The following is a 14498-nucleotide window of genomic DNA, read 5'->3' as shown; positions in this document are numbered from 1 at the left end:
GCTTTTTTTATATGCGTTGCTAACAAAAAGTAGGGGGGTATCATTTCATATTTAATTAATATTTTCAGAATGCAGTCAGCAGATGGATATTGGGGTTGTCGTAGTATTCATAGGAGTTTTTCCTAACTACAGCAACAAACGAACTGCAATAAGCGCTGCACATAATCTTAGTGATGAAAAAAGCGGTTTCCGATTTTTGCACTCGTATTTAAAATTTTGGAAAACGACACTATGGGTCGCAGTTAGCATTGTAAGCACAGGAATAAATTAAAGAAACGTTTATCTAAAAATTGCTATCTTAGATTTTTTCCTAGTTAAACGATACCCTTTGAAAATAGCAGTCCAAACAACAGATCTTGAAAATCTAAAACAAAAAATTTTATCGTATACCCCGGTTGACGATGCTGTATTGCATAAGCAGATGCAATTCTACCAAAGATTAGATTTAAAAAAAGGTGATACCTTGGTAACTCCAGGGCAGTTGGTTCACAACTTTTATTATGTGGCGACAGGCTGTATTTACTATTATAAGCTGGATGAAGGTGAGCAAAAAGTATTGGAATTCTATACTGATGATATTTTTTTTACCGATTTGCCAGCCTATGTAAAGGGTACGCCTTCCAATTATTATCTAAAGGCTTCGGAGGCCACGGTAGTTTATGCTATAAAAAAGGCCGATGCCGAAAATTCCTTTAACAGGTCACACCAGTTGGAGCGTTTTGGACGGCTGTCTATGCAAGAAGCATTTATGAAAATTTTCACGAGGGTAGAACGCCTTAATAGTCGTACCAACGAAGAACGTTATTTGCGATTGTTAGAAAAACGTCCAGATCTTTTTCAGCGCGTGCCGCAATATTTGATAGCGTCCTATTTAGGGCTAACTCCAGTGGGTCTTTCAAAACTTCGGAAACGTTTGGGGAAGGGATAGTTTTTTACGTTTGTGATACTTATGCATAAGGCTTGAAAAACAGTGCCTACCTTTCTGTTGTGAAAGACAATATCCTTATCAGAGCTTGTCATTCCATTTTTATTAAACTAGTTTAATGAGATTCCTAGGAATAAATCCTAACTTGAACCTCATAAACCTTTAAAAGAAATTGTTATGGCCAATACCTATATAGAAATGGAGACCCTCAAGTTTTTATTGTTCAATGTTCACGATCTTAAAAGTGTATTAGAGCAGGAACGCTTTGCGGAATACGACGAGGAGTCTATTACCATGATGCTCGATTCCGTTAAGGATTTTTCAGATAAGGAACTCTATCCTTATTTTCGGGAGATGGATGAAAATCCAGCACACTTTAAGGACGGGGAAATTATTGTTCATCCACAGGTAAATAAGTACATGAAAGCAGGGGGTGAAATGGGGTTTATATCTGGTCCGTTCTCCTATGAAGCCGGTGGCATGCAAATGCCTTCGATGGCAGTAAATGCGTCTGCCTTTATTCAGGAAGCAGCTAATAATCACTTGCCTGGTTACATTGGTCTTACTGTAGGTGCAGCAGAATTGATTGCGCATTTTGGGAATCAATTTCTTAAGGATACCTATGTGCCTAAAATGATTTCCGGTGCTTGGGGAGGTACCATGTGCCTTACCGAACCGCAAGCTGGTAGTTCACTTTCAGATATTGTGACTACTGCCGTGCCTAATGGAGGTTCCTATAAAATAAACGGACAAAAAATATTCATCTCTGGAGGAGACTATAAAGGCGCTGAAAATATCGTGCATCTGGTTTTGGCACGTATCAAAGGAGCGCCGGCAGGAACCAAAGGGATTTCACTTTTTGTCGTGCCAAAGCATCGCCTCGATGACAGCGGTAATTTAGAAGATAACGACGTCACTACGGTTGGCGATTTTCAAAAAATGGGTCAAAAAGGATATTGTACCACACACCTGTTTTTTGGTGATAAAGAAGATTGTACCGGCTGGTTGGTTGGAGAACCCAACCAAGGTCTAAAATATATGTTCCTTATGATGAATGGAGCAAGAATCGCTGTGGGGCGTGGAGCGGCGGCAATTGCTACGGGAGCATATCATGCCTCGGTTAACTATGCTAAAGAAAGACCTCAGGGGCGGGAGCTACAGCAAACAGGTAAAAAAGATGCCTCCCAAGAACAAACCCTTATCATTAATCACCCCGATGTACGCCGCATGCTGCTTTTACAAAAAGTAATCACTGAAGGGGCTTTAAGTCTGGTCTTTCTAACGTCACGGTATCAGGACCTTTCGCAATCACTTCCAGATGTAGAAAGTAGAGCGAAATACAAATTATTGTTGGAAATATTAACGCCGGTAGTGAAAACTTACCCTTCTGAAATGGGGATTACTTCAGTAAATAATGGGGTGCAAGTACTAGGAGGTTATGGTTTTTGTTCCGATTATATTTTACAGCAATATTTAAGAGATATTCGAATATCAGCCATTTATGAAGGCACCACAGGCATACAGTCTCAAGATCTTTTGGGAAGGAAGGTTACCATGGAAAATGGGAAAGCACTGCAATTGCTCTCTGAGGAAATTATGAATACTATCAAAGAAAGTATGGCGTACGAAACGTTGAAACCCTTGGCAGAAAAATTAGAAAGTAAACTCGAGCTAACCCAAGAAGTGCTAAAATCGCTTATGACTTATGCCGCAAAGGGTGATTACCAGCGATTCTTAGCAGACGCAACGCCATTTATGGAATTTTTTAGTACCATTATCATGGCATGGCAGTGGTTAGATATTGGTCGCGAAGCACAAAAAGCATTGCTTTCTGAAGACACCATTTTTAGTACTGAATTCTACGAAAACAAGATTCACGCCATGCAGTTTTATTTTAAATATGAACTTCCAAAGACAACAGGACTTGCAGAACTATTAATGGATAAACAGGCCTTGACTTTAAATTCAGAGAAGCAGGTATTCGCTTGATTTAAAAGAAATTTATTTAACAACCAAGAACCAACATGAGTATAAAATCAAAATTTGACCTTACGGGAAAAGTAGCTATCGTCACGGGATCGAGCAAGGGTATCGGGCTTTCTATAGCCAGAGGGCTTGCCGAAAACGGGGCCAAAGTAGTTATTAGTAGTAGAAAGCAAGACGCTGTTGATGCGGTAGCGAAAGAATTTAAAGACGCTGGTTTGGAAGCCATAGGCATTGAATGTCATATTGGAGACGCTGCCCAAAGGCAACAACTCATAGCCAAAACGATGGAAGCCTATGGGCGAATAGACATCTTAGTTAACAACGCTGCTATAAATCCGTTTTACGGACCATTGGAAGCTGCAGAGGAAGCCGTGTTCGATAAAATCATGAACGTTAACGTTAAGGCGCCTTGGATACTTTCCAATTTAGCACAACCACATATGAAAGCTAATGGTGGTGGGAGTATTATCAATATTGCATCGGTAGAAGGTATTCATCCTGGATTTCGATTAGGACTTTATAGTATGACGAAATCTGCTGTGATCATGCTTTCAAAGAACCAGGCAAAAGAGTGGGGCCGCTATGGTATACGTTCTAATGTGGTCTGTCCCGGATTGATTAAAACAAAATTCAGCGAAAGTTTGTGGTCAGATGATAAATTGGTGACGCAATATACCAGTATAGTACCTTTAAAGAGAGTGGCCGAACCCGATGAAATGGCTGGAATCGTTATGTTACTGGCGTCCGATGCGGGGTCTTATATGACAGGCGGCGTGTATACTGCCGATGGCGGTTATTTAATTTCAGGTTAATAAAAAAGAATTATGAATTTTGACTACAGCGATAAATCGATAGCACTACAAGAAAAATTGAAGGATTTTATGGCAACTCATGTTCTCCCTATTGAAAAGGAGGTGGAGCTATTTCATAAAAATCCTAAAAATACTTGGAAACGTTGGCCTGGTTTGGAAAGCTTAAAACAAAAGGCTAAAGATGCTGGACTCTGGAATGTGTTTTTACCCAGTTCTTATGGCGCACTTAGTGCTGGGCTTTCGAATTTAGAATATGCCCCTTTGGCAGAAATCATGGGGCGTGTTTTATGGTCGTCCGAAATATTTAACTGTAACGCTCCCGACACTGGAAATATGGAGGTGCTTGCCAAATATGGAACTCCAGAACAACAAGAAAAATGGTTGAAGCCTTTAATGAACGGAGACATACGTTCGGCTTTTTTAATGACGGAGCCTGAAGTTGCTTCTTCTGATGCCACTAACATTGAAACCGCTATTGTTTCCGACGGAAATGATTACATCATCAACGGTCGAAAATGGTGGGCTTCTGGTGCTATGGATCCCAATTGTAAAATTGCCATCGTAATGGGTAAGACTGATTTTGATGCACCACGACATGTACAACAGAGTATGATTTTGGTGCCCATGGATACCCCTGGCCTCAAGATTGAAAGAGGGTTAAGTGTTTTTGGATATACAGATTCGCCGGAAGGTCACGCTGAAATCATTTTAAATAATGTTCGCGTCCCTAAAACGAATTTACTCTTAGGTGAGGGTAGCGGTTTTGAAATTGCACAAGGTCGTTTAGGCCCTGGGCGTATTCATCATTGTATGCGGTTGATTGGTATGGCGCAACGTGCTTTAGAAATTATGTCGGAACGCTCAGTACAAAGAAAACCCTTTGGTAGAACTTTGGATACTTATAGTAGTGTGCGACAGGATATCGCCCGTTCTGCTTGTGAGATACAGCAGGCACGTTTGTTAGTGTTATCTGCCGCTGATAAAATGGATAAAGTGGGGAATAAAGAGGCAAAAGATTTAATTGCCATGATAAAAATAGTGACCCCACAAATGGCTTTAAAAGTTATTGATAGAGCCATTCAAATTTTAGGCGGAAAGGGCGTTGGAAGCGATACCCCTTTGGCGCATTTCTTTGCCGCTGCAAGGGTGCTACGTTTGGCTGATGGACCTGATGAAGTTCATATGAGTCAACTGGGAAAAAGCACGATAAACAAGTATATACAAGCGTCTAATGTCTAGCGAAAAAAACTTAAAAGAGGTACGGGAAGGAGAGGAGCTTAATCAGGGTAAGCTTAAGACTTTTATGCTACAACATTCCCTAATCACACAGGAGAATTCAGAAATGACCGTGAAACAATTCACCAATGGCTATTCCAACCTAACCTATCTACTTCAAATTGAAAGCAAAGAATATGTCTTGAGGCGGCCTCCTTTTTCAGCGCCAAAACGCGGGCATGATATGGGACGCGAATTTAAGGTGTTACAGCATTTAAATCCTGTATATGATAAGAGTCCTAAAGTATTTGTCTTTAATGAAGATCCCAAAATTATAGGTGCTCCATTTTATATTATGGAGAAGGTTGACGGAGAGATTTTAACCGCTAAATCTGCGCTTGACAAGCAGGTTTCTCCCGAAGAATTTAAAACGATCTCTGATACTTGGGTTGCTGCTTTTGTAGAATTTCACAATATCGACTATAAGGCTGCGGGACTTTCTGAACTGGGCAGACCAGAAGGGTATGTGGAACGCCAGGTGCATAATTGGGGCAAGCAATATCTGGCCGCAGCAACCGATGAGGTACCAGCAGCACAAAAGGTAATGACATGGATGAGTGAAAATCAACCTAGAAAATATGATCACACCCTAATTCATAACGATTTTAAATATGACAATGTGGTTTTTAAAGATGAGCGCTGGAAGACCATTTCAGCTATTTTAGACTGGGAAATGTGTACGCTTGGAGATCCTATGATGGATTTGGGAACTTCATTGGGGTATTGGACAACGGCAGGTGATCCCGAGTTTATGAAACAGGGGCTGCCGTCTTCAACGATTATGAAAGGCAATCCTTCACGTACTGAAATTGTTCAGCAGTATGCTCTTAAAAGTGCTAGAAATATTGACAATCTCACCTTTTATTATGTTTACGGACTTTTTAAGATTGCGGTAATTGCTCAGCAGATTTATTACCGCTATAAAAATGGCCATACCAGTGATCCCAAGTTTGCGAATTTGAATAAGGCTTCTGCATTATGTTGTAATACCGCTTGGCAGGCCATCCAAAAAAATCAAATAGATAATTTGTACTAACTATGGACGAGCAATACTTTTTGAATATGAACCCAGGGCACGTATCAGACTTTGTAAAGAACACTCCTGAAACCCTTGTTGTCATGCTAAATATGGTAAAATATAAAGCTTTTGTGCCTGAAACGGGAATGACAGGAAAGGAGTCTTACACCGAATATATGCGTCAAGCAACGCCTTTTTTTCTTAAGGCGAATGCGGAAATAGTGTTCTACGGTTCACCCAAACACATGTTAATAGGTCCGGAAGCAGATCCCCTATGGGATGATGTACTCATCGTAAAGTACCATTCTGTTTCTGATTTTATGGCCATGATAAAGGCCGAAGGATATCCTTCAGAATTGAGGACGCAAGCGTTAACCGATTCACGATTAATTCATTGTGCACCTAATAAAAAGAAATAAATCAACCAAAAACGAAAAAATGAACTTTAAAGATAAAGTAGTAGTAATTACAGGTGCTGGTAGTGGTATCGGGGCAGCCACGGCAAAGCTTTTTGGAACGCATGAGGCCAATGTAGTGGTCTCTGATATCAATTTGGAAAATGCAGAAAAAGTAGCAAGTGAAATCCGAGACGCTGGTGGTAAGGCCTCGGCATTAGCAACAGATGTAACCCAGTTCGAGCAGGTGGAGGAATTACTACAAACTGTAATTAAAAAACAGGGTCGCCTGGACGTCATGGTGAACAATGCAGGAATAGGAGGTAAGCACCAAGCAAAGACAGCAGATCATTCCCTTGACGATTGGCATAATGTAATTGCGGTTAATCAAACAGGCGTATTTTATTGCATGAAATTGGCGCTAGAACAGATGCAGAAACAGGGCTATGGTAACATTGTGAATGTTGCTTCTTTAGCGGGCTTAAAGGCTTCAGGAAATAATTTGTCTTATTCCGCTAGTAAATTTGCAGTGGTGGGAATGACAAAATCAGCCGCTTTGGAGTATGGCAGAAAAAACATTCGAATCAATGCGGTGTGTCCCGGGTTTACCCATTCGGCTTTGTTGGAACAATTGCTTTCCGTGAGTCCCGATATGGATGATAAGTTAAAACGCTTTATACCTATGGGCAGGTTCGGGGAGGCGGACGAAATTGCTGAAGCTATTTGCTGGCTGGCCTCTGAAAATTCAAAATTTATCACGGGACAGACCATCACCTTAGACGGCGGAACTTCTTTATAATAATAAATAGAAAAATAAAACAAGATGAATAAACAACAGATATTTAAAAAAAGACCAGTAGGAGCCGCAGATGCGTCTACATGGTCCTTAGAAAAAAATCCTATTCCAGAACTAGAGGAAGGGCAAGTTTTAATAAAGAATCATTATATCTCTCTTGACCCCGCTATGCGTGGTTGGATGAATGAGGGGAAATCATATATAGCACCAGTAGAAATCGGGGCAGTCATGCGCGCAGGTTCAGTTGGCGAGGTTATAAAATCAAAAAATAATCCAACATTCAAGGATGGCGATTTCGTTTCAGGTCATGGCGGGGTTCAACAATATGTGGCGACAGATGGAAAAGGCTATTATAAAGTAGACCCAAAGTTAGCGCCACTTCCCACTTATATTGGCACCTTGGGGATGCCCGGAATGACCGCTTATTTCGGAATTTTGGAAGTAGGAAAAATTAAGGAAGGAGATGTTGTTGTGGTTTCTGGAGCAGCTGGTGCTGTAGGCAGTATTGTTGGACAAATAGCTAAGATAAAAGGATGTAAAGTAATTGGTATCGCAGGTGGTAAAGATAAATGTAAATATGTAGTCGAAGATTTAGGCTTTGATGCGTGCATAGATTATAAAAACGAAAAGGTAAAGGAGCGATTGAAACAAGAATGCCCTAAAGGATTGGATGTTTATTTTGATAATGTTGGAGGCGAGATTTTGGATGCCGCTTTAGGAAGATTACGAATGCACGCAAGAGTTGTTATTTGCGGGGCGATTTCTCAGTACAATAACAAGGAAAATATGAGAGGGCCAGCCAACTATCTTTCTTTATTGGTGAATAGAGCAACCATGCAGGGAATGGTTGTATTTGATTGGGCTGAACGCTATGGAGAAGCGGGTCAGCAAATGGGCAAATGGATGGCTGAAGGCAAGCTGAAAACGCGTGAGGATGTTTATGAGGGCATTGAGAACTTCCCAGAGACTTATAACCGATTGTTTTCTGGTGATAAACTGGGTAAATTGGTATTGAAAGTTATAGAAGATTAATGTCTTGTTAAAGCGTGAAGATTATTTCAAAAACAACAGTGCAAAATATAGAAAATGAGAGCAATACGATGTAATACTTACGGTCCACCGTCCAATTTGAAGTTAGAGGAAATAGCGTCCTTGCATGCTGGTCCAAAGGAAGTTTTGGTACAGGTAAAAGTCTGTGGATTAAATTTTCCGGATACACTAATCATTCAAGGCTTGTATCAATTTAAACCAGAGTTACCATTTACTCCAGGAAGCGATATAGCAGGTGTCGTAAAGGAAGTGGGCGATGGTGTGACCCATTTAAAGGTTGGCGATGCCGTTTTTGGTTTTGTAGCACATGGTGGCTTAGCTGAAGAAGTTATTGTACCAGGAAACGCTTGCTTTCCTAAACCCCCTCAAATGGAGTATCCAGTAGCCGCCTCTTTTATGATGGCTTACGGGACTTCTTATCACGCATTAAAAGATAGGGCAAAGCTAATGAAAGGGGAAACGCTTTTAGTTTTAGGAGCCTCAGGAGGGGTTGGTTTGGCCGCTGTTGAATTGGGCAAATTAATGGGAGCGAAGGTTATTGCGGCGGCGTCTACTCAAGAAAAGCTAGACCTCTGTAAGGCGTATGGTGCAGATGAACTAATCAACTATACCAAACAAGATTTGAAAGCCACTTTAAAAACGCTAACAGAAGGTAAAGGTGTAGATGTCGTTTATGATCCTGTTGGGAGCGATTTTTCTGAGCAGGCACTAAGAGGTATCGCATGGAACGGTCGCTTTTTAGTGGTAGGCTTTGCAGCAGGTACGATTCCTAAGATTCCGTTAAACCTTCCTTTACTGAAAGGCGCTTCGATAGTTGGTGTTTTCTGGGGTGGTTTCGCAATGAAATATCCTAAAGATAATATGGCCAATACCATGACTTTAATGCAATGGCATGCAGAAGGAAAGCTAAAACCACACATTCATAAAATAGTGTCCTTAGAAGCTACTGAAGTAGCTTTAGACGAAATGATGCATAGAAAGGTAAAAGGAAAAATGGTTGTTCAGATTTCATAAATAACAAGCAATAACACTAAAAACAAAAGATATGAGATTAAAAGATAAAATAGCAATCGTTACCGGAGGTTCTCGGGGCATTGGAAAGGCTATTTCCGAACTCTTCGCTAAAGAAGGCGCTACCGTTATTATCATGGATCTTCTTCCACAAGGTCAAGAAGTAGTCGATGGTATAAGTGAATCTGGTGGAACCGCAGAATTTCATAAGGTTTCAGTAACCGACAAATCGGCTGTTGAAAAACTTTTTGAACAGGTGAATTCTAAATACGGGAAAATTGATATCCTAATTAATAATGCTGGGATCACACGGGACCGTACCTTAGAAAAGATGAGTGAGGATGAATTTGATGCCGTTATTGCGGTAAACCTGAAAGGGGTATTTATTTGTACACAAGCGGTAGCGCCTTACATGAAGTCTAAAAATTATGGAAGAATTGTGAGTGCGGCTTCCAATGTGGGTCTACGAGGTAATTTTGGTCAAACCAATTATGCAGCAACCAAAGCAGGTGTGATTGCCATGTCCAAAACGTGGACCATGGAACTTGGTAAATACGGGATAACTGCCAATGCTATAGCACCTGGCTTTACGATGACCGATATGGTTGACAATATTCCAGAAGTACAGTTAGAGGCCATTAAGGCCAGTATCCCTTTAAAAACGGCTGCACAACCCATAGATATCGCCTATGGTTATTTATATCTAGCCTCTGACGAGGCGCGTTTTGTCTCAGGAATTTGTTTAACTATTGATGGCGGAACTTCACGATAAACACTAGAGAAAATGAATAAACTGGTTTTTAACGACTTAAAGGAATTTAGTACCTGCGAAGGGAAAGCACTTCCACCTGGAGCATGGGTTACCATAACCCAGGAAATGATAAATGATTTCGCCAAAGCGACATTGGATTTTCAATGGATACATGTAGATGTGGAAAAGGCAAGGCAACAGTCTCCATTTAAAAAGCCAGTGGCACATGGCTTTATGTCTGTATCCCTATTGTCCAAAATGTTGGGAGACCTTCTGGAAGTTAAATCGGTAAAAATGGGGGTGAATTATGGCTTGAATAATGTTCGTTTTCCAAATGCCGTCTTGGTGGATAGTAAGTTGCGACTGAACGGGAAAGTGACTGCTATTGAGACCTATGCTGAAAACGGTGTTAAAGTCACCTGTCACTGTTCAGTGGAAATTGAAGGTGCTGATAAACCAGCTTGTGTAGCAGAATTTATTAATCTTATGTTTGAATGACCTTTATTCTAATGTTTTAATCCCCTTATTAATTAGAACCCTTTATTTTGTATATTCAGGGTTGTCAAAATAAACCAAACCAATGACCAGACTCTTCGATTTACTAGACCATCAGTTAATAAATAATCCGTTAGAAGCTTCCATTAGTGGAAGAAATTCAAAAGGGCAATGGGAATCCTATAGTACCCAAAAATTAATGGACACTGCCGAAAAAGCGGCAGCAGGATTATTGAAACTAGGACTTGTGCCTGGCGATAAGGTCGCCATTGTAGCCTATAAAAATAGGCCAGAATGGATTGTAATAGACTATGCCATACAACTAGCCGGAATGATTAGTATTCCTTTATATCCTACAATTAGTGTCTCGGAATATGAATATATTTTAAATGAAGCTGAGGTAAAAGCCGCCTTCTGTGGCGGACTGGATTTGTATGCGAAACTATCGGAAACTCAAAAAGCAGTCGCTACATTAAAACACATTTACACCTTTGATGAGGTAAGCGGCAACCCTTTTTGGGAATCAATTTTTGACCCTCAAGGTATTTCAAGCTTAGAGCAGATAAAATCCAATATCAAAGGAGATGATTTGGTAACTATTATCTATACCTCAGGAACAACAGGGAACCCCAAAGGCGTTATGTTAAGCCATGCTAATATTATGCATGTTGTTAAAGCAACCGCGGCATTATTAGTAGCTAAACCCAATGAGAAAGTCCTAAGTTTTCTTCCGCTTTGCCACGTTTATGAACGCGCTGTGTCTTTTTGTTATTGCTATAAGGGTGTTTCGGTGTTTTTCTGTGGAACAGACAATCTTAGTGGACCCGATGGGGATTTGTTGGCAGTACGTCCAGTGGTTTTTACTACAGTGCCGCGATTATTGGAAAAGATTTATGAAGCTATTTACAACAAAGGTTTGGCTCTGGAAGGAACTAAGCGTAAACTATTTTTTTGGGCTTTGGATTTAACCGATGATTACGAGCTAGACCAGCAGTTATCTTTTGTTGAAAAGCTAAAGTGGAAACTGGCCGATACATTAATTTTTAGCAAATGGCGGGCTGCTTTAGGCGGTAATATAAGGCAAATTATTACTGGTGCCGCTCCATGTCCAGTTAAGATATTACGTGTTTTTTGTGCGGCAGGTATCCCTATTAGAGAAGCTTACGGATTAACGGAGACCTCGCCGACGTTAACAGGGAACAGCTTGGAGCCAAATGGGACCATGATGGGAACCGTTGGGTATACCATTGAAGGTGTTTCCTTATTTATTGATACAGAATCTGGCGAGTATAAAGAAGATGAAGGTGAAATTTTGGCTCACGGCCCCAATGTCATGCTCGGGTATTACAAAAAACCAGATAAAAACGACGAGGTATTCCAGATCATTGATGGTAAAAAATGGTTTCGTACAGGCGATATAGGAAAACTAATTAAAGGACCCGATGGCAGGGCGTTTCTTAAGATTACAGATAGGAAGAAAGAATTATTGAAAACCTCAGGCGGAAAGTACGTCGCTCCCGCACCCATTGAAAACCGTATTAAGGAAGAATTTTTGGTTGAACAGTTGATGGTTATAGGGGATAATCAAAAGTTTGTTTCCGCTTTAATTTTACCTTCAGAAGCAGCGCTAAAAAGTTGGTGCCTCCATAAGAAAATGGCGTGGACCACTTTGGAGGAAATGATACTAAATAAAAAGGTAATCCGTAAATATCAGAAAGTCATTGATAGCTATAACCCAGAATTTGGTCATATAGAACAAATAAAGAAATTTAAACTAATAGGCACGCCTTGGCTACCCATTCATGAAGATGGTGCTTTGGCAGAACTAACACCTACCTTAAAACTTAAAAGAAGAGTCATAAGAGAAAAATATAGTGCCGAAATTGCAGCTATTTATAAGGAGGCGTAAAAGCTGTTCGTTAAGGGACATGGTTTGTTGCGTGTTTAGGTAAATAATTTAGCTAAACAGTGTTTAAGTTCTACCCAATAACTTATTTTTTCTATTTCTTAGTAGTCTTATTCTTCAAAATCATGATACAGGGGGACGATAGGTTTTCTGATTCTTTCTCAAGTATGATATTTAAGAAAAATTCTAGCTCAGAAGACTCTGCTTCAGACCAGATGAGCAAATCTGTTTTTTCGCTAATCTTCTGAATAAAAGCTTCGGATGATGCTTTCTCTTTCTCGTAAACTTGATAATCGTGAACAGTAATGTTTACTAAACTCAATTGATTTTCTATGGCGTGTTTTAATTGGGCTTCATTGGAGGATTCGTCATCAGTTTCTGTAAAGAGGATGACTTTTATTCTTACTGATTTGTTAGCGTTAAGATTATAAATAATAGTACTAAGTTTTGTGTTTATCTGAGACAAGTCGAAAATGAGAATTACTAATCGGTGCAGTTCTGCAACTGGCTTTAGTGTCAATATAAACTGAAGTTTTTCTTCCGCAATGATCTGCTTAATTTGAGCTATTATTTCATTGCTGAATATCAGTTTCGAATGAAAAGTGATTTGTTTTTCTTCCAACTGATTTCGAATTTTATCCAACTTCTTTTCTCCTTCCTCTCCAAATTCTTCTTCAGATTGTTCTGAATCACTTTGTTCTGGAGTTTCTTTAAAGCCCAACAGTAGCAATTTGGAAATAGACATAGATTCTAAAATGCCATCTGGTAAATTTTTCTTTTCTTGAGTGATATCTAATGGAATTAGAATGCTTGGATGAAATATATCTGTATCAATATGAGGGGGTTCGGGTGTCTGTAGTTTAAGGTCTTTCTTTCTTACATATAAAAAGTAATAAGCCACAGCAAAAAGTAAAACACTCGAACTAATAAGCATAGATGTTTCTTGCATAAAGAAAATCAAAGTTAAACAACTTACAGCTCCTAATCCTGCCACTATTTTTGCTGCGGGAACGCGGAAAGTAGGAACATACCAAATTGGATTAGTGGTTCTTAATTTTAAAACCGAAAAGCATATTCCCGCATAAATCATGAGATGTAAAATGGAGGCGACTTCTGCAAACACCTCTAATTTACTTCTGATAAGTATAACAGCAATAGGCATTGTAACTAAAATTAAGGCAATGTGTGGTGTGCCAAATCGCTTATTAATTTTACTTGCTTTATGGCTAATTAATTTGTCCTTGCTCAAAGCAAAGACACTGCGCGAGGCACTAATCAGGGATGCGTTGGCACTAGATAGCGTAGCCAACAACCCAGCAAAAATAACTATGATGGCGCCCCAACCACCCAACATTTTTCGGGCGACCTCAATAGTTGCCGTTTCTCCGAATGTTTTTAATTCTTCTTGCGGAAAAGTAACCGTACAAACGATCATAATGAATATATACAAGCTCATGGCAATGAGTACACTGCCAATTAATGCGCGAGGTAAATTTTTACTTGGATTTTTTATTTCTGCTCCTATGTTTGTTACTTGTACAAAGCCGAGATAAGAAGTAAATATTAGGGCTGTTGTTGTAAATATAGAGAGTGTTCCCTCAGGAGCAATTTCTGAAAAAGCGGTAGTGTTGTCTTCTAATCCAAAAAAATCAATAAGACCATAAGTGAATATCAAAACCAAGATAATGGTAAGCGTAATGACCATTAGATTCTGAAGGCGCCCTACTTTTTTGGTTCCAATGATATTAATAAATAAAATAACTAGGGTAAAGCAAAATGCCAAAATTTTTGCACTGGTAGTCCAAGTGATGTTCAATTCTGAAAGGAAGCTTAAAGCATACTCGCCAAAACTTGCCAGATAAAAGGCACAAGCGAAAATCAGTCCAACCCATTGAGAAATTCCTACTATTGTTCCCCAAAAGTTGCCAAAAGACCTAGAAATAAAAAAATAGCCACCTCCACTCTGCGGCATTGCTGTCGCTAGTTCAGCGGTACAAGCTGCTGTAAATAGGGCAATAATTCCCCCTATTAAAAAAGAAATGATTGCTGCAAACCCAGCTTACCCACCCGCTAATCCG

12 protein-coding genes and 1 pseudogene are annotated in these 14498 nt (G+C 39.8%); 12 read left to right on the top strand and 1 reads right to left on the bottom strand.

Going from position 1 to position 14498, the window contains the following annotated elements; translation table 11 throughout:
• Nucleotides 1-328: 328 nt before the first annotated feature.
• The 12 genes from GQ46_RS03875 to GQ46_RS03820 all read left to right on the top strand — a co-directional run bounded on the left by GQ46_RS03875 (nt 329) and on the right by GQ46_RS03820 (nt 12423).
• A complete protein-coding gene (locus GQ46_RS03875) occupies nt 329-928 on the top strand; it encodes a Crp/Fnr family transcriptional regulator (RefSeq protein ID WP_052503399.1) in 600 nt (199 codons plus the stop codon).
• A gap of 291 nt (nt 929-1219) precedes the next feature.
• Nucleotides 1220-2914 (top strand): acyl-CoA dehydrogenase, encoded by a 1695-nt coding sequence (locus GQ46_RS03870; protein ID WP_231567320.1) that lies wholly within the window; start codon nt 1220-1222, stop codon nt 2912-2914.
• Nucleotides 2915-2949: 35 nt separating this feature from the next.
• The gene (locus GQ46_RS03865) at nt 2950-3723 is read left to right on the top strand and encodes a glucose 1-dehydrogenase (protein WP_044398535.1); all 774 of its coding nucleotides are present in this window, start codon (nt 2950-2952) and stop codon (nt 3721-3723) included.
• A gap of 12 nt (nt 3724-3735) precedes the next feature.
• A complete protein-coding gene (locus GQ46_RS03860) occupies nt 3736-4962 on the top strand; it encodes an acyl-CoA dehydrogenase family protein (RefSeq protein WP_044398534.1) in 1227 nt (408 codons plus the stop codon).
• Nucleotides 4955-6034 (top strand): phosphotransferase family protein, encoded by a 1080-nt coding sequence (locus tag GQ46_RS03855; protein WP_044398533.1) that lies wholly within the window; start codon nt 4955-4957, stop codon nt 6032-6034. The genes GQ46_RS03860 and GQ46_RS03855 overlap by 8 nt, the downstream gene beginning before the upstream one ends.
• Nucleotides 6035-6036: 2 nt before the next feature.
• Nucleotides 6037-6435: a hypothetical protein gene (locus GQ46_RS03850; protein WP_052503398.1), complete on the top strand. Its 399-nt coding sequence runs from the start codon at nt 6037-6039 to the stop codon at nt 6433-6435.
• A gap of 19 nt (nt 6436-6454) precedes the next feature.
• Nucleotides 6455-7210 (top strand): SDR family NAD(P)-dependent oxidoreductase, encoded by a 756-nt coding sequence (locus GQ46_RS03845; RefSeq protein WP_044404496.1) that lies wholly within the window; start codon nt 6455-6457, stop codon nt 7208-7210.
• Between the two features lie 24 nt (nt 7211-7234).
• Nucleotides 7235-8239, top strand: coding sequence for an NADP-dependent oxidoreductase (locus tag GQ46_RS03840; protein ID WP_044398532.1), 1005 nt, complete (start codon nt 7235-7237; stop codon nt 8237-8239).
• 54 nt (nt 8240-8293) lie between these two features.
• Nucleotides 8294-9271, top strand: coding sequence for an NADPH:quinone oxidoreductase family protein (locus GQ46_RS03835; protein WP_044398531.1), 978 nt, complete (start codon nt 8294-8296; stop codon nt 9269-9271).
• A gap of 31 nt (nt 9272-9302) precedes the next feature.
• Entirely contained in the window at nt 9303-10040 is a 738-nt protein-coding gene (gene fabG, locus GQ46_RS03830) for a 3-oxoacyl-ACP reductase FabG (RefSeq protein WP_044398530.1), read from the top strand.
• Between the two features lie 12 nt (nt 10041-10052).
• Nucleotides 10053-10517 (top strand): MaoC family dehydratase, encoded by a 465-nt coding sequence (locus GQ46_RS03825; protein ID WP_044398529.1) that lies wholly within the window; start codon nt 10053-10055, stop codon nt 10515-10517.
• 82 nt (nt 10518-10599) lie between these two features.
• Nucleotides 10600-12423, top strand: a complete 1824-nt coding sequence (locus GQ46_RS03820; RefSeq protein WP_044398528.1) for a long-chain fatty acid--CoA ligase — start codon at nt 10600-10602, stop codon at nt 12421-12423.
• A 91-nt stretch (nt 12424-12514) separates the two neighbouring features.
• On the opposite strand, the pseudogene GQ46_RS17045 reads toward GQ46_RS03820, so the two are convergent.
• Nucleotides 12515-14467, bottom strand: a pseudogene (locus GQ46_RS17045) (APC family permease); the annotation flags it as partial.
• Between the last annotated feature and the right edge of the window lie 31 nt (nt 14468-14498).

The organism is Lacinutrix sp. Hel_I_90, from assembly GCF_000934685.1.
Classification (GTDB): domain Bacteria; phylum Bacteroidota; class Bacteroidia; order Flavobacteriales; family Flavobacteriaceae; genus Lacinutrix.
Note: the sequence above shows the minus strand (reverse complement) of the source record. Positions and strands in the feature narration are given on the sequence as shown.

Bases quoted from the DNA above. Each gene is read 5' to 3' on its own strand.
- fabG (WP_044398530.1), top strand. From the start codon at position 9,303: ATGAGATTAAAAGATAAAATAGCAATCGTTACCGGAGGTTCTCGGGGC.
- GQ46_RS03870 (WP_231567320.1), top strand. From the start codon at position 1,220: ATGATGCTCGATTCCGTTAAGGATTTTTCAGATAAGGAACTCTATCCT.
- GQ46_RS03835 (WP_044398531.1), top strand. From the start codon at position 8,294: ATGAGAGCAATACGATGTAATACTTACGGTCCACCGTCCAATTTGAAG.
- GQ46_RS03840 (WP_044398532.1), top strand. From the start codon at position 7,235: ATGAATAAACAACAGATATTTAAAAAAAGACCAGTAGGAGCCGCAGAT.
- GQ46_RS03850 (WP_052503398.1), top strand. From the start codon at position 6,037: ATGGACGAGCAATACTTTTTGAATATGAACCCAGGGCACGTATCAGAC.
- GQ46_RS03825 (WP_044398529.1), top strand. From the start codon at position 10,053: ATGAATAAACTGGTTTTTAACGACTTAAAGGAATTTAGTACCTGCGAA.
- GQ46_RS03855 (WP_044398533.1), top strand. From the start codon at position 4,955: ATGTCTAGCGAAAAAAACTTAAAAGAGGTACGGGAAGGAGAGGAGCTT.
- GQ46_RS03865 (WP_044398535.1), top strand. From the start codon at position 2,950: ATGAGTATAAAATCAAAATTTGACCTTACGGGAAAAGTAGCTATCGTC.
- GQ46_RS03845 (WP_044404496.1), top strand. From the start codon at position 6,455: ATGAACTTTAAAGATAAAGTAGTAGTAATTACAGGTGCTGGTAGTGGT.
- GQ46_RS03860 (WP_044398534.1), top strand. From the start codon at position 3,736: ATGAATTTTGACTACAGCGATAAATCGATAGCACTACAAGAAAAATTG.
- GQ46_RS03820 (WP_044398528.1), top strand. From the start codon at position 10,600: ATGACCAGACTCTTCGATTTACTAGACCATCAGTTAATAAATAATCCG.